A 25,656-nucleotide genomic window follows, 5' to 3' on the forward strand; every position below is an offset into this window, starting at 1 on the left:
CTATTCCTCTAAAAGAAATAAGTTAGAAAAATAGATTGCTACAAATCGAATGAAATCATAATAGGAAAATGATCCGAAGGATATTTTAAATCCCAAGAATCACTTAAAACAGCATATTTTTTAACTTCAACATTTTTACTAACAAAAAGGTAATCTATGCGTCTTGTTACAGGCTTATCAAAATGAAAACCATTGAAAGTACCAACTGGTCCAAAGGTAAGTTCTGATACTTCTTTACTATCCTTTAAGCTTTTACTTAAAAATTGAATACTCTCATGAGTGTCTTCCATATTAAAATCACCACTTAAAACAACTGGGTACTTCTTTGTATTTATTTCTTTGATCTTTTTATCAATTAATAGCGCACTTTTTACTCTTGCGACTTCGCCAACATGATCAAAATGTGTATTAAACATATAGAATTTCTTCCCAGTTTCAATCTCTTCAAACAAAGCGTAAGTACATACTCTATTGCAAACAGCGTCCCAACCCATAGATACTTTATCTGGCGTTTCGGACAGCCAAAACGTTTCAGATTCTATAACTTTAAGTTTTTCGTTCTTATAGAAAATCGCCGAATATTCTCCTGCATCTTTTCCATCGTCACGTCCCACACCTACAAAACTATACGCTACTAAAAGACTATCCATTTCTTTCATTTGATTAGGCATAGCTTCTTGTACTCCTAAAACATCTGGTTCGTAAAACTTAATTTGATTAATAAAAAATGGTTTTCTGTTTGTCCAGCTATTTTTACCTTTTTTTGGTGAATCTAGCTTAATATTATAAGACATTATTTTCAATTCTTGAGCTGGTAAAACCATCAAAACAATTAAAAAAGTGAGTGTTAAAATATGTTTCATGTTTTTATATTTATTGTTTTTCAATATTCGCGGTACGTAAATAAAATTATGCTCTTTAATGTTTCATATTATTCAATATACTGAATTTTACTTTTTTCCGAAATTCCGTTTTCATTAAAGGCTTCAATACTAAAATAATAAGGCGTATCACGATCTAAACATCTCATAAAATGCTTATCAGTATCATAAACCAACCAAGAGTGATAAAGCTTGTCTGGCGCAATTCCCCAACGTATGTTATAACCTTGAGCGCCTTCTACTGATTTCCAAGAAAATGCTATATCTCTTCGGTCTTCTTCTCGCTTAATTTTAAATTCTGAAACTTTTTCTGGCTTAACTCCTAGTCCTAAACCAAACACTCTAAACTCTGACATCGCGAAGTTTGCACCTGGAACCTTTTTGTTATTATAACGAACAAATTTTGCCTTCATTGGTTTATCTAATACAATATACGCATTTGGTGCATCTTTTTCGCTATTACTTCTATCAACGGCAGTTTCCCAGTTCTTTCCGTCTTCTGAAACTTCAATTGTAAATTGATGCTTCAACCCTTCGGTACGTGTGTAAATTCCGGATTCGTGATCATGGAAATTCAATTGAAACGCATAAATATTTCCAAGATTCGGCATATCTATCGTTATCCATTGTTTATCATTATTAGCTTCTGCTACCCAAAATGTTTTTGGATTTTCATCTGTTAATATTTTAGAAATTATATTTCCTGCTGCATCTTTTTCTAATGGCAATTCTGTGACTTTTACTTCGTCATCATTTGAGGTAAATTTCATAACCTGCTTTAACGATGAGGATACTTTGACATTGCCTTTATAAGACAATAACATCCAACCAATATGCTCTCCTGCTTTAGAAGGATGATTAGCACCAAAACGTGGATAATCTCCATATGACGTATTGGTGTACATTAAACCATCATCATCAAAATAAGTTGGAAACATACACAAACGACGTTCCCATTGCGAATTTGAAGCCAATGCCATCGTTGCAAAATGCCAATATTGTCCATTGGTTTGTTTTACCGTAATACCATGACCAGCGCCATTTGTAAAACCACCTGGTTTAAAACTCATAGGATTACTTTTCATATAGGTAAAAGGACCAGTTGGCGAATCACCAATATAAACACCATCTGCATACACATTAAATTGTGTACCAGGAGCTGCATATTGTAAATAGTATTTCCCGTTATGTTTGGTCATAGAAGCACCTTCCATATAACCTTCTTTTAACGTTGGATGAAAATTATTCTCACCAAAGCGTTCCCAACCATGCTCTTCTTCATTAAGGTTAATTAATTCCTTTTTCACACCAGTCTCTAAAAAACGGTCATCTTTGTTTAACATTTTTACATGAAGTGGATGTATGTTGGACGATCCCCAAAATAGATATGACTTACCATCATCATCAATAAATAATTCTGAATCTTGAATATTAGTAGATATTGAAGCTGTTGGTCTCCATGTTCCTGTTTTTAAATCATCGCTGTAAAGAATACTTCCATAACCTGCTGGATCACCAGCAAAATAAACCAAGGAATCCTTGTAGTTAAAAGCTGTTGGTGCATTACTACCTTCAAAAAACCATTGTTTAGGCTTAATAAAATTCCAGTTAACCAAATCTGTAGAATGCCAATAACCAAAAGAGCGCGTAACAAACATATAGTATTCGCCACGAAATTCAACAACTGCTGGATCTGCTCCAGAACGATACGATTTGTTTTTGCTTGAGTTATAAACCATATAGCTATAATCAATATCTAATGGATTACAATACGTTTGATTTGTGTTTTTAGTTTCTGTTTTTACCTCAGACATGGAAGGCGCTTCCTCCTTCTGATTGTTCTCTGTTTTACATGAAACAAGAAGTGCTATAGTGAAGAAAAAAAGTATTTTTTTCATGGTTTATATTTTAGTGTCTTTATCAGTTTCTGGATTGTAAGAAGTGCCTCTATGACCTCTAAGTCTTTCAAATTGCTTAAATGCTCTTTCAACATCAATCTTAGGCGCATTTTTAAACTCTTCTTCTGTTACTTTATATTTCTTTTGTAGCTGTGTTAATCTATTTCTTAATTCAGATTCAATTATATCGTAATCAGAATTATCTATTTGATTATGAATTTCTGACGGATCTTCTTCTAAATCATACAATTCCCAAGTATCGATATCATCATAAAAATGCATGAGTTTATAGCGCTTTGTTCTAATACCATAATGCTTCTTAACCATGTGAAACGCTGGATAATCATAATAATGGTAATACACTGCATCTCTAAAGTCAGCTTCTTTAAATGTGTTTTCTAATAAAGGACGTAAGGATTTACCTTGCATATCTGCTGGAATTTCAGCTTGTGCATAATCTAAAAAAGTCTCTGCGAAATCTAAGTTTTGAGTTAGATCTTCAATGACAGTACCTGGTTGTATAGCTTTAGGATATTTTATTAATAAAGGCATTGCTAAAGATTCTTCATACATGTAGCGTTTATCAAACCAACCTTTTTCACCTAAATAAAACCCTTGATCCGTAGTGTAAATTACAATGGTATTTTCAGCTAAACCATTGTCTTCTAAATAATCTAAAACACGTCCAACACCTTCATCTAAAGAAACAATAGTTGCTAAATATTCTTGCAGGTAACGTTGCCCTTTCCATTCTGCCAATGCTTTACCTGATAAATTAGCATCATGGAATGCGTCATTTTTTGCTTTATAGGCTTTATCCCAAGCTGCACATTGCGCTGGTGTCATTCGTTCAAAATCAGTTTTCCAAGGGTTCCAAGCTAATTCTGAACTTCCTTTTGTTTTCGTCATTTTTAAATCATGACCTTCATACATATCTTTATAAATAGTTTGTAACTGTGCATCTGAAGCTAATGAACCTTCATGATTTGTAAAATACGTTTCGGGCAAAGGGAATTTTATGGAATCGAATTTATTAGCGTGTCGTAAAGCTGGCATCCAGTTTCTATGTGGTGCTTTATGCTGCAACATTAACATAAATGGCTGGTCTGAATCTATTACACTTTTAAGGTAAGCCAATCCTTCCTCAGTAATAATATCTGTTGCATAGCCTTCTATTCTCGTCGTATCAATAATTTTAGTTGTTTTATGAGGTGAAATAAAATCTGGATTATAATAATTGCCTTGATCAGTTAAAATGTTCCAATAATCAAATCCTTCTGGCTTGCCATGCAAATGCCACTTGCCAATCATTGCTGTATTATATCCTGCTTTTTGTAATAATTTAGGAAAAGTTTGCTGACTACCATCAAAACGATTTCCATTCATTTTAAATCCGTTAACATGACTAAACTTACCTGTTAAAACTACAGCACGACTTGGACCACAAATAGAATTGGTACAAAAGTTATTTTTAAAAAGTGCGCCTTCATTTGCTATTCTATCAATATTTGGTGTTGGTGCTAATTGACTAATCGGATGACCATAAGCACTAATAGCTTGCTCAGCATGGTCGTCTGCCATGATATAAATAATGTTTGGCCGTTGATAATTCTCTATTTCAGAATTATCTAAAGCTTTATTGTCTTCGTTTTTACAAGATTGAAAAACGGAAAGGCAAATTAATAAAATAAATAATTGTTTCATTTAGTCTGTTTTTTCAATTAGAATTCCACTTAATACAGTTTCTCCAATAATTGGATTAAGTCTAATCGTTAATCCTATATTATTTGTGATATTAATTTTTGAAGATTCAGCTATTCCATATTTATCAGCATAGGCTTTTGCCATATTAAATTGGCTGGCTATCGTTTTATCATTCAACTTTACATCAAATACTCTATGCATAACATCAGTTTTTGAATCATCCTTTGCATCCGTTAAATTAAAAAGCACTTTGGTTTTATTCTTTAATTGAGGCTCAACAAAATATAAGGTTACTTTGTATTTACCATCAGGAATATCAACTTTGTAAGTATTACAATCTACAAGTACGGTTTGATAAACAGCTTCATTAATTGTGTTACTAACATTAAAAGGAATCAGTTTTCTATTGCATTTTCCAGAACTTGGCAGATAACCAAATAAATTTTTAGTGTATGACCTATCTTTTAAATAAGTAACTCCAAAAACATCATCTCTAAAGCTAATATCTGTACCAACATTAATTGCTAAGACATCGAAGTCGTCTGTTTTTAAATCTTTAATAATTTTTACATTGAAGATAGTGTCGTCAGATGTGCTATCAGTCTCAGCTCTTACTGTATTTATACCTTCTTTAAATGGGATTGTAACTTTAGCAATTCCTGATTCAAAATTCATGTGTTTAAAGAATTCATCATTCACATATAGTTTGCCTTTATCTTGATTTGAAAAAACCACAATTTCATGCGTATTATTCTCTAATAAATTTAATTCCTTTTGATAATTAGTAACATGAACAAATGGGTCGTTTGTTTTTAAAACTGATTGGTACCAGTAATAAACTTCCTTTGGTTCGCGATTATATTGTACTAAGCCTTTTTGGTTAACATGCGGAATGGTTTCTCCTCGAAATTCCGAACCAAAATCTGCAAAATTCCAGGCTGTCATTCCGGCAACAAAATCACGGTTTCCCACTTGATTATAGTAACCAGAATGCAACACTAATTGATATTCTTGAGAATAATCGTAACGCGAAGGTTCCGTTGCAGAAACACGAACATCTGCTCCTGGTCCATATTCTGAAACCAATAAAGAACGGTTAGGATAACGTTGATGTTGGTCATCTAAAAAAACACCTAAATCCTTTATAGTATCGTGATACCAGCCAAAATAGAGATTCCAACCAACAAGCATTGGTAAATCAGCAATTTTAGTTTCGTTATAAAGTTCATTAAAATGCAATGCCATTACAGTAATATGATTTGGCGCTTCTGTTCTTGTTAAATTTTCTAATTGCTTTGCTAATGTATAAGTGTATTTTTTTCGATTTTCTTTCTCTAAATCGGTCTCTTTTTTATCAAAGGCTAATCTTAAAAAAATTTCATTCATATAACCTATCATTACTACAGATGGAAAATTATAATATTGTTTAATGTGTTCTTTTTGCATTTGCTTTGAAACGTCAAAAAATGCATTAGTATTTGTTACTTTGTTTACAATTGGAATCTCTGTCCAAACTAAAATCCCGAGTTCATCACATTTTTTATAAAGTTCGCGAGCATGCGGATAATGAGCAAAACGAATAACGTTTGAACCCATTTCTTTAATGAGTTCAATATCTTTTTTCTGTAATGAAAGTGGAACAGCATTACCATAATTTGCATAATCTTGATGACGATTTACACCAATCAATTTAATTGATTTTCCGTTTAAAAAAAATCCTTTTTCTGAATCTACAGTGGCCCAACGAAAACCAAGATTTGAAGATTTTGAATCTAATACATAGCCATTTTTATCGGTTAAAGTAATTTCTAATTTATATAAATATGGATGTTCTGGCGACCATAACTTTGGGTTTTCTATTTCTGGGAATTTGATATTTAATTCTTTTGAAGTAGACGCATCTATTTTAATCCCTTTGTATTCCTCTAAAATGAGATTACCTGTAGCATCTAAAATTTTTAAGTATAACCGGTTTTTAGATTTAGACGTTTCAAAATTATCTATCAATAACTTTACCTCAACACCAGCTCGCTTTTCTGAAATATTATAATAATTCACATAATAACCCTCTGAAGCAAAATCATTTAAACTAAAATGTTGTTTAGGAAGTGAAATCAATCCTACATCTCTATAAATTCCACCGTAAAATGTAAAATCAGCATCTAAAGGAGGTATGTTTTCATTATGTGAATTATCTACGGTAACCTCAATGAGGTTATAATCATCATATTTTAAAAATGCTGTTATATCGAAATTAAAAGCTGTGTAACCACCTTTATGATTTCCGACTTTAATACCATTAACTGAAACTGTTGCTTCTTGGTTTACCGCATTAAATTTCAGATAGTGAATATTATTACTTTCCGCTGAAGCTATAAAAATTTGCTTTTTATAATACCCCAACCCACGACGATAACCTGGCGCATCATCAAAAGCATCTTTATCGTTCCATGTATGTGGAATATTTACATTTCCCCAAACGGATTGGTCTTCAGAGAATTGCCAGCCAGAGTTTATGATTTTAGATTGCGCGTGAGAATTAAAAGAAAATGTCACACAAATAAATAAGCAAAGGGAAAAAATTTTATAAATTTTATGTGACATATCTCGCTACTAATCTATAAGGGTTATAGTATTTTTGAATGCTACATTAGAATTTGTCCCAATTGCTACTTGGAAATCACCAGGTTCTGCAACAAAATCTAAATTAGTATTATAGAATTTTAAATCTTCAACTGAAATGGTAAATGTTACGGTTTTGGTTTCTCCTTTTTTCAAAAATATTTTCTCAAAACCTTTTAATTCTTTTACAGGTCTTGTTACTGAACCAACGACATCTCTAACATACAATTGAGCAACCTCTTTACCATCATAATCTCCAGTATTAGTAATATCAACAGACACAGTAACTGTATCTTTACTAGACATAGACGTCTTATCTAGTTTAATTTCTCCATATTTAAACGTTGTATAACTTAATCCGAAACCAAAAGGATAAAGTGGTTCATTACGAGCATCTATATAATTGGATTTAAATTTTTCGAAATGTCCTTCAGAATTTCCTAATGGTCGTCCTGTATTTTTATGATTATAAAATAATGGTACTTGACCAACATTTCTTGGGAAAGTTGCAGTTAATTTTCCGGAAGGATTTATATCGCCAAACAACACATCTGAAATTGACAAACCAGCTTCACTACCAGGAAACCAAACATTTAGAATGGATGGTACATTTTCATTTTCTTCAACCAAGGTTAATGGTCGCCCTGTAAACAATACTAAAACTACTGGCTTTCCTGTTTTTAGTAATGCCTTTAATAAATCTTTTTGAACCTGAGGAATTCCTATATCTGTTCGACTGCTGCTTTCTCCACTAAATTCTGAAGATTCTCCTAAAGTAGCTAAAATCACATCCGATTTTTTTGCAATAGCAACAGCTTCATCTATCATTTGCTGATCAGTTCTATCATCTCTTGGAATGGTTTTGCCAAACATTGTAGCACGTTTTTCTAACTTTAAATCGTAATCAACGTTACTACCTTTAGCATATAATAAATTTACATCGTCTCCAACCGTTTGCTGTAATCCGTCCCAAACTGAAATACAACTTTCATGGTCTGTAGACACACTCCAAGTACCAGCCATATTATTACTAGCCTTTGCTAAAGGTCCTATAACAGCAATTGTACCTGATTTTTTTAATGGTAATATTTGGTTATTGTTTTTAAGTAAAACTGTTGATTCTGCTCCAACTAAACGTGCATAATCTCTATTCTCTTGTGTGTAAGTATCATTCTTTGCGCGCTCTTCATTACAATATTTATAAGGGTCATCAAATAAGCCTAATTGATATTTTGCTGTAAGTACACGTTCTACAGCTTTATCAATATCTTGTATTTTAATATCACCGTTATCTAAAGCAGTTTTTAAATTTTTAATAAACGCAGCAGAAATATTTGGTGAGTCGCCTGCCATATCCATATCTAAACCAGCTTTTAAAGCTAAAGAAGTTACAGCTACTTCGTCTCCCATTCCGTGTGCCATCATTTCGTAAATTCCGGTATAATCTGAAACCACAAATCCGTTGAATTCCCAATCATCACGTAATAAATCTGTAAGCAACCATTTATTACCAGTTGCTGGCACACCATCAATTTCATTAAATGAAGCCATAATAGAACCGACACCTGCATGTACTGCGGCTTTATATGGTGGTAAATATTCGTTGTACATTCTAATACGACTCATATCCACTGTGTTATAATCTCTACCAGCTTCTGCTGCTCCATACAAGGCAAAGTGCTTTACGCATGCCATTAAAGTATTATTGGCAGACATATCGTTTTGCTGATAACCGTTTACCATGGCTTTTGCTATTTGACTTCCTAAGAAAGGGTCTTCTCCATTACCTTCAGAAACTCTTCCCCAACGTGGATCACGAGAAATATCTACCATTGGCGAAAATGTCCAGTTAATCCCATTTGCACTTGCTTCCGAAGCAGCAATCTGAGCCGTTTTTTCAATCATTACCATATCCCAAGAAGCAGAAAGACCTAATGGAATTGGAAAGGTGGTTTTAAATCCATGAATCACGTCCATCCCGAAAATAAGCGGAATCCCTAAGCGGCTTTTTTCTACGGCTATTTTTTGAACTTCGTATATATTTTTAATATCCTTAATATTAAAAAGACCACCTATTTTACCTTCTTCAATTTTTGAAACAACATCAGTGCTTTTTGAAGAACCTGTTGTAATTGGACCTGTTGCAGGTAAATTTAACTGACCTAGCTTTTCATCTAACGTCATTAAACTAATAATGGAATCTACTTTTTCCTCATAAGGATTATCGCTTTTAGATGCTGTTGTTTTTTTATCATTGGTATTGCACGACAACACGGTTAGAGCACCTATTATTAGTGTGAAATATTTTATTTTGGCGAATTGAAGTTTTTTCATTTTTTATTTTTTTGATTTAGAGAAAAGCCATGTTAATAATTCTGGTTCTGCAAAGGCAGAATCCCAACTGTTATGATTGTCGTCAGCGTATAGTGTAAAATTAGGTTTGCCTCCATTTTCTAAAATAGCGTTTACCATTTTTACAGAGCCTTTTGGATCTACAACATTATCATCTGCTCCGTGAAAAATCCATAGATCTACTTTAGTTGCATACTCCTTGGCTAATTCTGCATTACCATTGCCACAAATAGCAAAAGCAGCAGCAAACATATCTGGTTGTCTCGATAGAATTTCAAACGTTCCCATGCCACCCATAGATAAGCCACCAACATATACTTTTTCCTTATTTACATAATCCTTACTCGTTACTTCTTCCATTAAATCTATAACCAATTGCATGGGCTTTGTTGCCTCTTTATCTTTTGGAAACTTTAAACTTATTGGATAACTACTTCTGTCTACATCTGCATTAGACCAATAACTATCTTTTGGACATTGAGGAAAAATAACAATTGCCGGAAATGCACCACGATTAATCTTATCCGTAAACAATTTACTTCCATTTGCTAATTGTTTTTTATTATCGTTTCCACGCTCACCTGCTCCATGTAAAAACAACACGACAGGATATTGGTTGTCTTCTGAAAAATTTTCGGGATACATAATGCGATACTTCAAAGTGTCTTCTCCTTTGATATGTACTTTTTCTTTAAATAAATCTTTTTGAGCAAATACAGTTGTTGAAGACAGCACCAAACAAAAGATTAAAAAGTTTTTTAATTTTTTCATTTTTTAAATTGATTTAATAAGTAAATCCTAAGGCATCTAAACCATTTTGAACATCTTCATTTTGCATGAATAAATTCCATAATAGTTGCGACCTATAGTTTTCTATCATTATAATTTCAGGACCTTGATCAATAGCTAAATAACGTTCTGTAACCCAATCATTATATTGAGGACTAAAAGCATCGTAAAAACCTGCATTACCCAATAAAATTTCGTTTTTACTATAAAAATAATGCATAGCTGCTAATGACTTTTCTGGCGTATATGGAATAGAACTAATTGCTGCAGTAGGCGAAATAACACCTGTATCATTTTCTGGATCGTGAGCCGTATAACCTACAGAACCATCAGAATTTCTCGTATAACTTGCTGTTAAACCCCAACAATCTTCACCATAATCTACATAACTGTTTGGATTATCTACACAGTATAAATAGTTAATGTTTGTATGGTTCACATTTAAATCCCAATAATTAGCATATTGATCTGACAAATTTCTTGGATCTAAACCTAAATAAGAATAATGTGCCCAAAAGAGAGGTCCTGTTCCTGTACCAGCATGATCTAAAATTAAAGTTGTATTATATTGACTAGCAGAAGAGACAATATTTCCATTATCTGCCCAACCTTGATGGTAAGCCTCAACCGGAATTGAATAATCCAGCGAAGCTGCACCTAAAACAAACGCTATTAATGTTTCGTTATACCCTTTTAATTCTAAATTTATTGCAAAATTGTTAGACGGACTCCAATGCCAAAATAATGCATTTTGTCCTTGAGTGTACCAATCCCATTCTACACCTTTCCACAGTAAATCTGCTTGTGCTGCAAGTTCTGCTTCTTCTGTAGAACCGTCTTTAAAATATTCTTTTACGCAAATTAGTCCTTGGGCTAAAAAAGCGGTTTCAACTAAATCGCCACCATTATCTTGATCACTGAAAGGAATTATGCCACCTGTTCCTCCATCTATCCAATGCGACCATGCTCCATGAAAACGGTCTGCACCTTCAAAGAAGTTTAAAATTTGAGATAATCTTGAAACACCTTCTACTCTTGTAATATAACCACGTTCAATACCAACCAAGATAGCCATTAAACCAAATCCACTTCCTCCTGTAGTCACTACATTCTGACTATTAGTAGGGTCGTTAGGGTGATATCTTTCTTTTGCTGCACCAGAGTTAGATTCGGCATAGTCCCAGAAATACTTAAATGTCGTTTCTTGAGTCAAATCCATTATTTCCTCATCAGTTAATGTTTCAACAACAGGATCATCATCACTTGGGTCATAAGGTTCTTGATAACCCGGTCCATCATCTGAGCCACAGCTAACCATTACTAATGCTATAATTACTAGTTTAAAAATCTTCATATTAATCAATATTTTCATATTTAAAACCTAATTTATTTAGGCCATTTTGTACATCTTCATTTTTCATAAATAATTTCCAAAACAAACCTGTTCTATAGTTTTCTATCATTACCGGAATTGGTCCTTGGTCTATAGCTAAATATCTAGGTGATGACCAATTATGCTCAAAACTAAAAGCATCATAAGGCCCATATTTACCAACTAAACTATCGTGATTTTTATATATATTTTCTAATACGTTCATACTCTCTCTTGGTGTATAAGGAAACGATGATAAAGCTGCTGTTGGTGAAATAACACCTATATCATTTTCTGGTCTATGCCCATAATAACCTTTCATAGAATAGCTTGATGTTAAACCCCAAAGACTATCTCCATAACCTTTAAAACCTTTTGGATTATCTACAGCGTATTTAAAATGAATTTTAGCTTGATTTTGGGTTAGTTTCCAATAGTCTGCATATTGATCCGTTAAGCCCTTTGGATTTAATCCTAAGTAAGAATAATGCGCCCAAAATAATGGACCAATTAAATCCTCATCGTGCTCAAAATAATTTAGGACTAAATCTTCATCGTAAAATGTTTGGTTTGAAACAATATGGCCATTTCTTGCCCAACCATTATCGTAAACCGACTTACTAATTGGATATGTTGGTGATGCAGCAGCAAGCACGTACATAATTAAACATTCATTATAGCCACCAACCGGAAAATTCATTTCCCACTTATATTCTGGTGACCAATGCCAATAGAGTACATCTTCTCCGTTTTTGGTGTACCAACTCCATTCTACTTCTTTCCAAAGTTTATCTATTTTATCAACTAATTCTTGTTCTTTTTTATTTCCGTTTTTATAATATTCTGAAACGGATAATAGACCTTGCATTAAAAATGCAGTTTCTACTAAATCGCCTCCATTATCTTTTTTACTAAACGGATAAACTTTTCCTGTTTCACCATTGATCCAATGTGGCCAAGCACCATGAAAACGTTCTGCCTTCTCTAAAAAATTGACTATTTTAAGATATCTATTTAAGGCTTGGTCTCGAGTAATCCAATGATGTTCTACACCAACTAAAATAGCCATTAAACCAAATCCACTTCCACCAGTAGTAACCGTGTTTTTTGGTGAAGTTGGGTATACATCATCTATATGAATACGCTCTCTAGCCAATCCTGAATTTGGTTCTGCACCTTCCCAGAAATAGTTAAATGTTTGTTTCTGAATAGAATCTAGCAAACTATTATTAATGATAGGAATTATAACATCTGTTGTTTCAGATAAAACTTGTTCATCTTTATTTATTTGCTCCTTAACCTCTGTTTTACAACCAATTGCAAAACAAAGCGAAATAACGACTATATGTAATGTATATATATTTCTCATTGAAATTTGAGTAAGAATTTAGCGACACTTTAAATATAAAATGCCGCTAAAATTCAATTAAGGATAATTCAAAAAAAACTTAGACTAAATCAATTGACTTATCATATTTCTAAAGCATATCTTGTATTTCAGATTCTGATAATGCTTTATTGAATAGTCTTAATTCATCTATAGCACTTACATCTGATAAGTGATTCCAGTAACTAAATGTATCTCCACCTGCACCAATTGTAAGATCATTACAACCTGTCCAATCTATGCTTGTTGCAAATGTTGAAACTAATTGCTCAACACCATTAAAATATATTTTACTTTCTGTTGCTGAAACCGTAACTGCTATATGTACCCATTCTCCTGCTGTGACATCAATTACGCCTCCATCATTCCAACTTTCACTATCACCAATACCTACATTAACTTTAATGCGTTGTTCTGTTTCACTTCCTTCTCTAAATAATCTAAAGCCTTGATTTCTATCATCTGCATCATCACCAACAACTAAAATACCTGCACGATCAGGTGTAGAATTTACTTTATACCAGAATGTAGCACTAAAAGCATCTGTACCAAACAAACCATCTATTGGGTAAGTTAAATAAGAGTCTGTTGCTCCTAAATAAGCATTAGACCCATCATGACTTTCACCAGCGAAAGTTGGAGCACCAACCACTGTAGGCATACCTAAACTTATTAACTCCGTATTTGCTCCATCGAATGGCATATAAAAAGTTTCACCATCATACATTGGTTCGTAAGGGTTGGTTACATTAATCATATTTTGTACCTCACTTTGAGACAATGCTGTATTAAACAAACGTAATTCGTCCATAAAACTATCATCAGATAAGTGATTCCAATAGCTAAATGTTTCACCACCAGCACCTATAGTAAGATCTACGCAACCTGTCCAATCAATTGCTGCTGTTGGTGTTGCTGTATTTACAGGCACACCATTTAAATATATAACTGTTTCTGTTGGCGCAATTGTAAAGGCTACATGTACCCATTCTCCAGCAGTTACATCTATAACGCCTCCATCATTCCAACTTTCGCCATCACCAGTGCCAACATTAAGCTTAATTCTCTGCTCAGTTGCACTACCTTCTCTAAATAATCTGAATCCTTGAAAACGATCATCTACATCATCACCTATTGTTAAAATACCAGATCTATCTGGTGAGCCATTTACTTTATACCAAAATGCACCACTCATATTACTTCCGAGCATTAAATCATCTATTGGGAAAGTTAAATAAGAATCTTCTGTTGCTTTAAAGCCATTGGTGCCAGCAAAAGCTTCACCTGAAAATTCTGGTGTACCAACTTCAGTGGCATCTGTTATGGATAACAATTCAGTATATGTACCATCAAAAGGCATGTAGAAAACTTCACCTGCAAAAATAGCTTCATAAGGAGGTGCTTTAGAAAAATTAACTGAAGCAACTGTTGTATTACCGACCAAATCAGTCGCTGTTACAGTTACTAAGTGATCACCACTTGTAAGACTATCATAAGTATACTCTTCATTTACTATTCTATAATCTAAAAATGTATCATAAGATGCTATATCAACACCATCAAGATTTAGCACAATTGATGCAACTTCAATATCATCTTCAACTTTAAATTCTATGTTTATAGGAACAATTAACTCTAATCCAGTAACCTCAGTTCCTTCTGTTGGATATATAATTTGAACAATAGGAGAACCAGCATCATCACCTGGATCCACTTCTGTAATTGGATCAATTCCATCATCACATGATGCTACAAAAAGCATCATAAAAATTCCAAATAATTTTATTAATGTATTTTTCATAGTTTCTTAATTATTTTGTTGACTTTGATAATAGTCGTTAAGGATATAACTTTGATCTAATTGTGCTTGTGGGTAAGGTAAATATGCTTTTTGCATAGTAAATGTTCTACCATCATAACTTAATTCATCAGTCTGTTCAAGTCTAAGCATATCGTAATATCTAATTCCCCATTCCATGCCAAACTCTGCAAATTTTTCGTCCATAACTTGTTCACTTGATACTCCACTTAAGTTATCTAAACCTGCTCTATTTCTTACTTCATTTACGGCATTATCAGCAGTACCTGCAATGCCATTTGCTCCACGTGTAAGCGCTTCTGCGTACATTAATAAAACTTCTGAATAACGAATAACAGTAAAATTCTTATTAGTACCATAAGAAGTTCTTCCTGGGGTTAATTCTATAGATGGCAAATAGTGTTTACCACTTGCAAAAAATGCTCTACTGTAATCATTTATTACATCACCATCTCTGGTTGTATTAGAAATCCAACTTGGTAATGTTGCATAATCTGGATCCGTTTGCAATTCTGCAATTCCTCTATCAGTGAATAAAACACTTGTTTCTAAACGAACTGTTTCACCTCTATCTAACATAAATTTAATATACTTAAAACTTGGCTCATAAAAACCCCAACCACTTGTAGCTTCAGGTACAGCAGCACTCCAGTTTTGCGGACCATAAAATGCAAATAAGTGACTTACATTTTCACCAGATGCTTGACCAAAATCTGAATATTGAATCTCTAAAATATTTTCATTAGCCAACTTTCCATCTGTTTTAAATAAGTGATAAAAATCATCATAGAGTTGAAAAGCATTTGAATTTATGATTTCACCCGTAGCGTCTGCTACATTTTGGTAATTACCAACTTCTAAATTAGCCATCGCTTTAACAGTTAGGGCTGTATAACTTGTTATACCTCCTGGTAAATCTGTTCTTTGAGAAGGCGCAACATCTAATAAATCTGGAATTGCTTCATCCATCTGATTAGAAATCCAAACCATTAATTCGTCCTTAGGTAAAACTTCTATCTGAGTTTGATCTGTTGTTTCAATTTTATAAACATCACCAAATAACCTAGAAAGTTCTAGTGTAATAAATCCTCTTAAAACTTTACACTCTGCTACGTATTGGTCAATTAAAGCAGAATTTACACCAGCTGCTCTAAACTCTTCTAAAGATTTTATTTGCGATGTTATTTGTAAAATATCTTGAGACCAATTCTCAAAAAGTGAGTTATACATCCAATAACTATTATCGTAAATAAAATTGTCTGTATCTGCAAAACCTTGTTGATCACCAAGACCACCTGCATTAACATCATCACCTCTAACTGATAATAATGGAATTTGTTCCCATCCAACACTTTGAAATTTTTCATAAGCACCAATAAGAGCTCCAAATGCACCTTCTTCACTAGTATAATCTATCTCATCTGATAACACTACTAGTTCTTGCTCATCATCTAACTTGTCTTCACAGGTAAATAGGAAAACAGGTAAAATGAACAAAATAATTCTGAAATTAAATATATTTTTCATTGCTTAATTTTTTTAAAATTTAACTGTAACTCCAAATGTATAAACCGACGGAGTTGGATATGTTTGTGTATCTCTTCCATCAAAACCAACCTCTGGATTAAAACCATTGTAACCTTTTGTCCAAATTACAGGACGATCTGCAGTAAGCGTAAAACGCATTTCTGGTAAGTTCTTCTCTTTTAAGGTATAGGCTAACTGGATATTTTGAATTCTAAAAAAATCACCATCTTGTAAAAAGAATTCAGATAATTTTTGATTCCATAAGTTTCTATAACCTTCAGAAGATGGAAACTCATTAGTTGTTCCTTCTCCATGCCAGCGATTTACTGCTAATTCAGCATCTATATTACGTCCTTGAGTTCTGATCACTTCCATACGGTTAGTATTTAAGATAACATTACCTCCTTGGCCATAAAAAGCTACATTTAACTCAAACGCTTTGTAGTTAAGACCAACATTACCACCAAAATAATATGTTGGTACTGGTGATCCAATAACCTTTCTATCGCTAGCATCTATTGTACCATCATTATTAAGATCTCTATATTTAAAATATCCAGGATTAATCGCTGTTCCGTCTGCTATAATTGCTTGCACATTAGGGTCCGCTGTAACTTCTGCTGAATTTTGATAAACACCTTCTATTTCGTAACCATAAAAAGAGTTAATAGCTTCACCAACAATTAAACGTTGTCTTGCTTCTGCTGTACCTGTATTAAGATATGGCTGACCAGCTAAACCTGTAATTTCGTTATCTATAGTACTAAAGTTACCCGAAACTGTATATCCAAAATCTTTAGATATTTGTCCATTCCAAGTTGCTGCCAATTCAATACCTTGGTTTCTAACAGAACCGGCATTTTGGCTGCTCACTTCTGTACCTACCAAAGGCTCAATATTTATTACTAAATTTTTTGTGTCTTTAACAAAATAGTCTGCCTCTAAAGACAATCTATTATTAAATAAATTTGCTGATAAACCAACATTTAGTTCTTCCGTATATTCCCAATCTACATCATCTGCAACCGTAGAAAACTGAAAACCGTTATAAAACGTATCGTTAAAAACTGTAGAAACTGTGCTTGCCGTAATAGGTATACTTGCTCCCACAGAATTATTAGCTAATTTTCCCCAACCTGCTCTTAATTTCAAGTAATCTAAAAACCCTATGTCTTGCATAAAAGATTCTTTAGAAATTTCCCAACCTAAACCAAATGCAGGTAAATTAACAAAAGTGTTTTCATATTTATTACTTCCTTCAGAACGAAACGTAGCGTATGCCAGATACTTATCTTTAAACTTATATTGTACTCTACCAAAATAAGACATTCCGTAATAACGACTACCACCATCGCTAGCTGTTCTACTATCTTCTGCTGTATTTTGAAGATACCAAGTTTGCTCATTATTTCTTAAAAAAGCTCCACCTGGATCAAAATTTCCACTTGCCCAAAATGTTCTGTAATAATCGTCTCTAAATGAGGTACCAGCCATAACAGTTAAGTCGTGTTCACCAAATGTATTTGTGTAAGTTAAAACATTATCAAAAATGTAGTTTTCAACGACAGCATTAGTTCTAGTGATTGAAGAATTATCGATACTTCTTTGGTAATCATCAGTTATATAATATGGTAATAACATAATACGCTCATTGGTACCCAAATAATTATAAGATAAAGTTGTTTTAAAACTTAAATGATCCGGTATGATTTTAAAATCAGCATAAAAATTTGCTGTAGTTCTTCTTCTTTCTCCTCTTTTATCTGAATTATCTAATAGTGGAAATGGATTTTGAGAACCTCTATACCCAACTTCTCTAGCATCTGAATAAGGTGATGGATCTGCGTTTACAAAATTAGTATCGAAAACAGGTAAAATAGGAACCGCGAAATATGTTAATTGCCAAGCTGAAGCTTCATCATCATATTTAACAGCATTACTGAATAACATGTTACCACCAACATTTAACCAATCCGTTACTTTAGCATTTACCTTAGCTCTTAGGTTAAAACGCTCGTAACTGTTTTTCATGTCTAAAATACCATCTTGCAAGAAAAAATTTCCACCAAGAGAATATGAAACACTCTCAGATCCACCGTTGACTTGTAAATCGTAATTTTCAATTGAAGCTACTCGTAATACCTCATCATACCAATCTGTATTTACATCTGGTATATTAGGATTAATTCTACTTCTACCGAATCGTTGTATAGCTTGATCTACACTAGAAATTTCTGAAGCAGAACCAGACTCTTGAGCAAAAGTGACAAATTGTTCGGCATTAGCCATTTTTAAAACATTCTGCGCATTTTGCATTCCATAATAAGTAGAAAAAGTAACCTCAGGCTTTTTATTAAACTTACCTCCTTTAGTCGTAATTAGTATTACTCCGTTTGCTGCTCTAACACCATATATGGCTGAAGCAGATGCATCTTTTAATATAGAAACGTTTTCAATTTCATTAGAATTTAAAAAATCTATACTGTCGTAAAACATACCATCTACCACATACAATGGCGAAGAATTACCAGCTAAAGAATTTGCACCACGTATTCTTACTTGAGGTGTTTCTCCTGGAGAACCAATACTACTAATTTGTACACCTGCTACTTTTCCTTGAAATCCTTGAACTAACTGTGCCGTAGGAGTAGATTGTAAATCTTCAGGGTTAATTGTTGCAATTGCACTAGTTAAATCTGCTTTTTTCTGGGTTCCATAACCAATAACAATAACTTCGTTTAGAGAGGCGACGTCATCTTTTAGAATAATGTTAAGTTCTGTTTGGTTATCGATTAAGATTGTTTGAGTCTCTAAGCCAACATAGCTGAACTCAATTTCTTCACCACGTGAGGCCTTGATAGTAAATTTACCATCAAAATCTGTCGTAGTTCCTCTACTTGTTCCTTTGATTAGAACGTTTGCTCCTGGCAAGGGCATCCCATCACTTTCGGTTGTTACAATTCCGTTAATATCAATTTGCTGTGCAAAAGCGCAAATTGAAAAAAACAGCATTAACAATAGACTGAATTTTGTTTTCATAGAAATTAATAAATATTAGAGTTGATTATTTAGTTTTTGTGTTTGTCTAAATTATAACCTAATGTTAAATACTGTTAACATCTATTTACATTTTAAATACGTCATGCATTAAATTTAGTAACCCAATTAAAGAAAATGCCTAACATGACGTACTCTAAAGCTAGTAAAAAATCGTTTTCGCTGCGTGGATTTTAACAGAATGACGTAGTAATGACGTAGTAAAAAAATAGTTATATGATAATTTAGCACTTAGATTATTTAATATTTAATAAATAATCCACTATAGAAGTATCATTATCTAAATTTATCTTCTTTTTTAATCTATATCTATGCGTTTCTACACCTCTAACAGAAATATTTAATAGTGGAGCAATCTCTTTAGATGACAAATTCATTTTGATGTAGGCGCAAATCTTTAAATCTTTAGGTGTAAGCTTTGGATGTTGCTCTTTTAATTTTATAAAAAACTCATCGTGAACTTGATTGAAGTTATATTCAAAAACTTCCCATTCATCTTTTAGCACAATAGAATTATCAACTTTTTTCAACAATTTTTTATAAGCGTAATAATTTTGAAAGCCTTCTTTGTTAATCATTAATTCCTTTTTAATCTCTTGTAAGGATTCATTTTTCTTAACCAAAGCCATAGCATTATTTGCTAATTGTTTACTCTTAGATTTTATATCACTTTGCAGCGCTTCATTTTTTAGTTGAACAATTCGTTTTTCATTTTCTAATGTTTTCTCTCTAAGTAGTTTTTGTTGTTCCTTTTGATACTTAATTTTTATAAGTCTTTGTTCCCTTAATATTTTTCTCTTCTGAATATAGAAAAATGTAAAAGTAGCTAACGCAAAAACTAAGAGGTATAATAAAATCCCCAAAGTACCTCTATACCATGGCGGATTTATTTCAAACTCTAATGTTTCAATTGGTGATATATTACCAAAATCATTTTGCGCTCTAAACTGAATTTTATAATCTCCCTCTATTAAATTAGTTAACTCTATGGTGTTCTTTTCTAATTGGTTCCAGTGGTCTTCATTCTCAGATAATCTATACTCAAAAAAGTGATTATTAGATTTTGGTGATATGATTTCAATTTCTAAATTTTCACCATACTTTAAAGACAGTGGCTCTTTATCTAAATTAAGAGCAATAGCCTTTTTGTTAATTAAAATTGATTCAATAATTGGTGCAAATAGTTCGAGGTTCTTTTTAAAACCATTATCAATCATCATAAAGCCATTTACTAAATTTAGGCCATATATAGAATCTTCAATTTTTGAGATGTTTTCGTAACCTACGACATAGCGGTTTTTAATTTTACTATTACCAAAAGTGATACTATCAGCGATGTTATTGAAGGCTTTTAAACTTATTACACCATCTTTATTTATTAAGGCTAAACGATTAGTATCTTCTTCAGAGACAATATAACTATCCTTACCAAATTTTTCGTTGAGTAAATTGTATGGCACTATTGAATCTATTATAGGTTCGTATTTCTGCCAACCATCATTAGTTTTGAAGCTAATATTGTTTTTAATATTATAAACACGAAGATTAAAATCTGAACCTATTCCTTTATCACCATAAGATTTAACGCTAGAAATTGTATCGTAGTTATTATCAAATCTTATACGATATAGTCCTTTGTAAGCATGCGCAACCCAAGCTGTACTAGGATTTTCAAACACTAAGAAACGTGAAGGAATTGTAGTTTTACCTAAATGCTTAACCTCCCAATTATTATCCTTTTTTTCAAATTTTACTAAACCGGCATAGGTTCCTTGTATATAGGTATGATTGCGTTCTGGAACTTTTTTTATTGTCCAACCACCCGTAAAACTTGAAATCCAAGTTAATTTATCATTATCTACAATAAATGTACCTTCATTATGACCACAAAAGAGTTGGTCTTCAATAATTTTTAAATCCCAAACCTGACCTTGAGAGCCTTCTATAAAATGAAGTTTATCGTTTTCATTAAGTTTAAAAAGTCCTGTATTACTTCCTATATAAATCTGACCATTATATTTAACCACATCATAGACTGCACCAAGTTTACCAGATTGGTCATTAAAAAAATAGTGGTGACTATCTAAGTCTATCTTAGAAATACCATTATCTAAACCTAACCACAAATTATTAGATGCGTCAATGTATTGTCCTAAAACTGTATTATTAAGTAAGCCGTTTTCCTTACTGACATGAAATTTTAGATTCCCTCTAGAATCTGTTAAAAACACACCATCTTTTATAGTCCCAAAAACCATTTCTCCATTTGGTAATTGTGAAAATTTATTAAGTTGGTGTTGTTTAATCTCTTCATCTATATTAAAACCTGTTGGCTTTAATTGATTATTGCGCAAGTAATAACTTCCTTTTAATGAGGTTAACAGAAGTAAACCGTCATTGTAGCTGGTTAATGACACTATTTTAGTATCTATTAATTTAGGATCAACAAAGAAGGTTTTTAGCCTCTCATCTTCTAAAGAGAAGATACCTTTATTCAGGGTACATATGTAAAGCTTATCTCCTACTACATTACTAGAAATGATTGCCGATTTTGGACTTAATTGAATTACATTTTTAAAATCATAGATATAGATATTTAAAAACGACCGAAAAACAATTTTATCTTGAAACTTTACGATTTGCCAAATCTCTTCGTTTGGAGAAATTTGATCTATAACTTTATCGCTAAGAGAATAGTAATTTAAAATTCCGAATTCATCCTTTTCCCAATAACCAAATTCTTCATAAGAACCGGTAAAAACTATGCCATTATCTGTAAATACAGAACGTACTGTCGTTTTATTTGGTAACTGATAGAATTTCCAATTTAGAGCATCATAAGCCAACAAACCGTTGTTATTGGCAACATAAACTTTTCCGTCTTTGGATCGTGTTATATCCCAATTTTGATTTCCTGCTTTATACTCTGCTAAACTATAATTTTGAATATGCGGTGAAAATTGTGCATTTCCATTAATGGAAAATAAACATGAAATAAGTAAAACGAAAAATGTAAAACGAATGGACATATATTTGAGTTAGCCTATTTATGCTTAATTCGAATTAAAAGTAACAATTTCAAACTAAGCGATACATTCTATGGCTTCAAAAAGATAAACTTAATAATAAATTCGATTATTTCAACAAGAAAACTCGATAGAATCCCTATTTACAAAGTCTATACTAGTCGCAAATTAAAATACGAGAATGAGAATTCCTTTGAAAAGTTTTAAACTAAATTCAACACTGCTAAGATTAGTTTAGACAACGTTTATGGCACGTGTTCTTGCTATTCACTAATTAAGGATTCGTTTTAATGAATCTAAAAACTTAAAACATTATCATTTTAAATTAAACATCACAGATTTTAATTCCTGTTTTTAAGGCTTCAATCTTATTTTTACCTTTTGGCATAAATTCTTGACCAACATAACCCTTAAATCCTGTTTTCACAATAGCTTTCATTATTGCAGGATAATTTAATTCTTGCGTATCATCTAACTGACCTCGTCCAGGATTACCTGCAGTGTGGTAATGTCCAAAATACTCGTGATTAACTCTAATGGTTTTAATGATATTACCTTCCATCACTTGCATATGGTAGATATCATATAATAGTTTAAAATTATCTGAATCTAATTGTTTACATAATTCTACACCAAACTCTGTATTATCACACATATAATCTTGATGTGGCGCAGTTTTACTATTCAACAACTCCATGTGTAATACTACACCATGTTCTTTTGCTAGTGGCAATATTTTATTTAATCCTATGATGCAATTATGCATTCCTTCTTCATCACTCATTTGTTCTCTGCTTCCACTAAAACAAATAAGATTAGTATAACCAGCATCAGCTATTAACGGTATCATTTCTGAATAATTCTTAATTAACTCATCATGATATTTTGGATTATTCCATCCTTCTGAAAAACTAATTTCAGCACTATGACACATAGAACAATGAATATTATATTTTTTCAATAATGGATAATCCTCTGGATTTACCAACTCTATTGCTGTAACACCTATTTCGTTTAAAGACTTTAAAAAATCTTCCATTGACATTCCGCCATATGGCCAGCGTACCACACTGTGTTTAATATTATTATTTAGATTCAATAATCAATTTTTATGCATTAATGTAATGAGCAATTAAACCTATATCTATTTGAAATTTACAGCCGTTTTATTAAATGTAATACTCAATTAAACCTTAGGGATTGCCATAATTTTTTCTTTAAATCTATAAAAAACTGTAGTATCGTCCTTGACATTTTTATCAACAACCATACCTGCTTGTACCACATTGTTGTTACCAACTTTAATTCCAGGAATTACTAGTGATCTTAGTCCAAAATAATTATTATTTCCAACATTAACATTTCCTGCTACACCAGCAAAAGAAAAGAAATTGTTATCTCCAACAATACAATCATGACTAATAAAGCTGTAAGATGTTAATAAATTATAACTACCAATTATTGCATGCTTTTCAAGTATACAATATGGAGCAACTATATTTCCTTCACCAATTTCTAATTTTTGAGGCATTACTACAGTATGATGAATAAAACTACCTATTTTAGCTTGCTTATCTTTCAAAGCTTTTATCATTTCCTCTCGAAATTTAATATTCATAACCGCAATTAAGACCTCTTCATCTGCTTTCGGTTCGTATGAATCTATATCACACAAAACTGGTGCTTCAAAATTATATTTGTCATAGTTATCCTTTAGGTGATCAGCATAATCGATATAACCTAATATATTAATTTTCTCATCCTCATGCATTTTCAAGTTATAATCTTCAATAAAAAATGTTACTTCAGCTGCACATCCTCCAGTTCCTAAAATTATTACGTTCCTCATTTTATTATATTTTAAAGAGTTCAATGGTATGAACTTATATTATTATTTTATAGCAAGAGCAAAATTAAATTAAGAATATTCTATTACATTTTACTTTCTACAAGTTCTTTTATTCCTAGAATAGTTTCAGAATTTTCAATTTCTTCAGCAGATAATTGCACATTATACTCAGAATCAAAAAAAGCAATCATTGACAAAATTGTCAAAGAATCCCATGCCTCAAATGAATCTAATGCGTCAGTAAGCTCAACTGTTTCTTCTTCTAAAAGCTCTGCGATTGAAGGTATAAAATCTTCCATATTTAATTATTATAATTTATTATTTCACAAAAATCTAAATTTCCTACTTCTAGTAGTAATGAGGACCAGCTTAAACCTGCTCCAAAACCTGCTAAACATAGAAAATAAGAATTATCTAAAAGCTTTTCTCCCAAATTAAAACTAATGTTTACTGGAATTGTTGCACTATTAGAATTACCAAAATTCTCAACAATATTGTTAGGCATTTTTTCGTAAGGTACTTCCATTTTATCAGCCAATTTTTTTAGCATAAACTTATTAGGCTGATGAAACATAAAATAATCTACGTCATCCTTACTAACATTAGCTCTTTCTAAAATTTTATCCACCATAGGAGGTACTTCTCTTTGAACAAAATTAAAAACATCATCTCCTTTCATTACTAGATGCTCTAGTGACCTTGTATTACCTTTGCTATCTTGCACTAACTCTGCCGTTTCAGCAGTAGACGGTGTTCTAAATCCGCCTGCTGGAATTATAAGTGCTTCTGCCCCTGTACCGTCCGTATTAATTGCACCATATATAGTATTATCAGTAGTACTTTTCTCGACGATAGTTATAGATACAGCATCACCAGTAATAGGTCTGCTTCCTCTGTCTTGAATAGAAACTTTTTGACTATAAGTATCACCATTTACAACAACAACTTTATTAATATCCTCTTGGTCTAGTAACATAAAAGCCTGAGAAAGACCGATTGAATAACCAGAGCAAGCCTGACTAATATCTAAACAAACCATGTCCGTTTTTAATCCTAGTTTCCCTTGTATAACATGACTCGTTGAAGGAATAAAATAATCTGGTGATTGAGATACTAATATCAAAGCATCAATATCATTTTTATCTAATTGATTATTATCAAAAAGATGTTGTAAGCCATGGATACACAGATCAGAAACAGTAGTACCTTCTTTCACAACTCTTCTCTTATTGTATCCCATTATGAGTTTAAGCTTCATCGATTGACTTTTAGAAAATGCGTAATTCTCTATTTCGTCTTCAAACTTTATTTCATTTTCAGGTAACACAGAAAGTATTCCTGTTATTTTTTTATTCTTAAATTTCAAATTCATC

The 25,656-nt window shown here is 32.3% G+C and carries 16 protein-coding genes; all 16 read right to left on the reverse strand.

Going from position 1 to position 25,656, the window contains the following annotated elements:
* Positions 1 to 38: 38 nt before the first annotated feature.
* Complete coding sequence (locus Q0807_RS03205) at positions 39 to 863, reverse strand: endonuclease/exonuclease/phosphatase family protein (protein ID WP_299106310.1); 825 nt, start codon at positions 861 to 863, stop codon at positions 39 to 41.
* 68 nt (positions 864 to 931) lie between these two features.
* Positions 932 to 2,779 carry a family 43 glycosylhydrolase gene (locus tag Q0807_RS03210; protein WP_299106312.1) on the reverse strand — a complete coding sequence of 616 codons (1,848 nt, stop codon included), beginning with the start codon at positions 2,777 to 2,779 and terminating at the stop codon, positions 932 to 934.
* 3 nt (positions 2,780 to 2,782) lie between these two features.
* Positions 2,783 to 4,483 carry a sulfatase gene (locus Q0807_RS03215; protein WP_299106314.1) on the reverse strand — a complete coding sequence of 567 codons (1,701 nt, stop codon included), beginning with the start codon at positions 4,481 to 4,483 and terminating at the stop codon, positions 2,783 to 2,785.
* Positions 4,484 to 7,039 carry a glycoside hydrolase family 2 TIM barrel-domain containing protein gene (locus Q0807_RS03220; RefSeq protein ID WP_299106315.1) on the reverse strand — a complete coding sequence of 852 codons (2,556 nt, stop codon included), beginning with the start codon at positions 7,037 to 7,039 and terminating at the stop codon, positions 4,484 to 4,486.
* 57 nt (positions 7,040 to 7,096) lie between these two features.
* On the reverse strand, positions 7,097 to 9,439 hold the full coding sequence (gene bglX, locus Q0807_RS03225; protein WP_299106317.1) for a beta-glucosidase BglX: 2,343 nt from the start codon (positions 9,437 to 9,439) through the stop codon (positions 7,097 to 7,099).
* A 3-nt stretch (positions 9,440 to 9,442) separates the two neighbouring features.
* Positions 9,443 to 10,228: a prolyl oligopeptidase family serine peptidase gene (locus tag Q0807_RS03230; RefSeq protein ID WP_299106319.1), complete on the reverse strand. Its 786-nt coding sequence runs from the start codon at positions 10,226 to 10,228 to the stop codon at positions 9,443 to 9,445.
* Positions 10,229 to 10,241: 13 nt separating this feature from the next.
* Positions 10,242 to 11,600: a glucoamylase family protein gene (locus tag Q0807_RS03235; protein ID WP_299106321.1), complete on the reverse strand. Its 1,359-nt coding sequence runs from the start codon at positions 11,598 to 11,600 to the stop codon at positions 10,242 to 10,244.
* A gap of 1 nt (position 11,601) precedes the next feature.
* A complete protein-coding gene (locus Q0807_RS03240) occupies positions 11,602 to 12,987 on the reverse strand; it encodes a glucoamylase family protein (RefSeq protein ID WP_299106323.1) in 1,386 nt (461 codons plus the stop codon).
* Between the two features lie 109 nt (positions 12,988 to 13,096).
* Complete coding sequence (locus tag Q0807_RS03245; protein ID WP_299106325.1) at positions 13,097 to 14,806, reverse strand: LamG-like jellyroll fold domain-containing protein; 1,710 nt, start codon at positions 14,804 to 14,806, stop codon at positions 13,097 to 13,099.
* Between the two features lie 6 nt (positions 14,807 to 14,812).
* Entirely contained in the window at positions 14,813 to 16,351 is a 1,539-nt protein-coding gene (locus Q0807_RS03250) for a RagB/SusD family nutrient uptake outer membrane protein (protein WP_299106327.1), read from the reverse strand.
* A 12-nt stretch (positions 16,352 to 16,363) separates the two neighbouring features.
* Positions 16,364 to 19,390 carry a TonB-dependent receptor gene (locus Q0807_RS03255; protein ID WP_299106329.1) on the reverse strand — a complete coding sequence of 1,009 codons (3,027 nt, stop codon included), beginning with the start codon at positions 19,388 to 19,390 and terminating at the stop codon, positions 16,364 to 16,366.
* Positions 19,391 to 19,644: 254 nt separating this feature from the next.
* On the reverse strand, positions 19,645 to 22,437 hold the full coding sequence (locus Q0807_RS03260; RefSeq protein WP_299106331.1) for a LuxR C-terminal-related transcriptional regulator: 2,793 nt from the start codon (positions 22,435 to 22,437) through the stop codon (positions 19,645 to 19,647).
* 322 nt (positions 22,438 to 22,759) lie between these two features.
* Positions 22,760 to 23,533, reverse strand: a complete 774-nt coding sequence (locus tag Q0807_RS03265) for a TIM barrel protein (protein WP_299106334.1) — start codon at positions 23,531 to 23,533, stop codon at positions 22,760 to 22,762.
* A gap of 87 nt (positions 23,534 to 23,620) precedes the next feature.
* Positions 23,621 to 24,283, reverse strand: coding sequence for a hypothetical protein (locus Q0807_RS03270; protein ID WP_299106336.1), 663 nt, complete (start codon positions 24,281 to 24,283; stop codon positions 23,621 to 23,623).
* An 83-nt stretch (positions 24,284 to 24,366) separates the two neighbouring features.
* Entirely contained in the window at positions 24,367 to 24,582 is a 216-nt protein-coding gene (locus tag Q0807_RS03275) for an acyl carrier protein (protein ID WP_299106338.1), read from the reverse strand.
* A gap of 2 nt (positions 24,583 to 24,584) precedes the next feature.
* Positions 24,585 to 25,655: a 3-oxoacyl-ACP synthase III family protein gene (locus tag Q0807_RS03280; protein WP_299106340.1), complete on the reverse strand. Its 1,071-nt coding sequence runs from the start codon at positions 25,653 to 25,655 to the stop codon at positions 24,585 to 24,587.
* Position 25,656: the final 1 nt, after the last annotated feature.

The sequence above is a fragment of the uncultured Winogradskyella sp. genome, assembly GCF_947495255.1.
Lineage (GTDB): Bacteria > Bacteroidota > Bacteroidia > Flavobacteriales > Flavobacteriaceae > Winogradskyella.

Bases quoted from the DNA above. Each gene is read 5' to 3' on its own strand.
- Q0807_RS03205 (WP_299106310.1), bottom strand. From the start codon at position 863: ATGAAACATATTTTAACACTCACTTTTTTAATTGTTTTGATGGTTTTA.
- Q0807_RS03210 (WP_299106312.1), bottom strand. From the start codon at position 2,779: ATGAAAAAAATACTTTTTTTCTTCACTATAGCACTTCTTGTTTCATGT.
- Q0807_RS03215 (WP_299106314.1), bottom strand. From the start codon at position 4,483: ATGAAACAATTATTTATTTTATTAATTTGCCTTTCCGTTTTTCAATCT.
- bglX (WP_299106317.1), bottom strand. From the start codon at position 9,439: ATGAAAAAACTTCAATTCGCCAAAATAAAATATTTCACACTAATAATA.
- Q0807_RS03230 (WP_299106319.1), bottom strand. From the start codon at position 10,228: ATGAAAAAATTAAAAAACTTTTTAATCTTTTGTTTGGTGCTGTCTTCA.
- Q0807_RS03235 (WP_299106321.1), bottom strand. From the start codon at position 11,600: ATGAAGATTTTTAAACTAGTAATTATAGCATTAGTAATGGTTAGCTGT.
- Q0807_RS03240 (WP_299106323.1), bottom strand. From the start codon at position 12,987: ATGAGAAATATATATACATTACATATAGTCGTTATTTCGCTTTGTTTT.
- Q0807_RS03245 (WP_299106325.1), bottom strand. From the start codon at position 14,806: ATGAAAAATACATTAATAAAATTATTTGGAATTTTTATGATGCTTTTT.
- Q0807_RS03250 (WP_299106327.1), bottom strand. From the start codon at position 16,351: ATGAAAAATATATTTAATTTCAGAATTATTTTGTTCATTTTACCTGTT.
- Q0807_RS03255 (WP_299106329.1), bottom strand. From the start codon at position 19,390: ATGAAAACAAAATTCAGTCTATTGTTAATGCTGTTTTTTTCAATTTGC.
- Q0807_RS03260 (WP_299106331.1), bottom strand. From the start codon at position 22,437: ATGTCCATTCGTTTTACATTTTTCGTTTTACTTATTTCATGTTTATTT.
- Q0807_RS03270 (WP_299106336.1), bottom strand. From the start codon at position 24,283: ATGAGGAACGTAATAATTTTAGGAACTGGAGGATGTGCAGCTGAAGTA.
- Q0807_RS03275 (WP_299106338.1), bottom strand. From the start codon at position 24,582: ATGGAAGATTTTATACCTTCAATCGCAGAGCTTTTAGAAGAAGAAACA.
- Q0807_RS03280 (WP_299106340.1), bottom strand. From the start codon at position 25,655: ATGAATTTGAAATTTAAGAATAAAAAAATAACAGGAATACTTTCTGTG.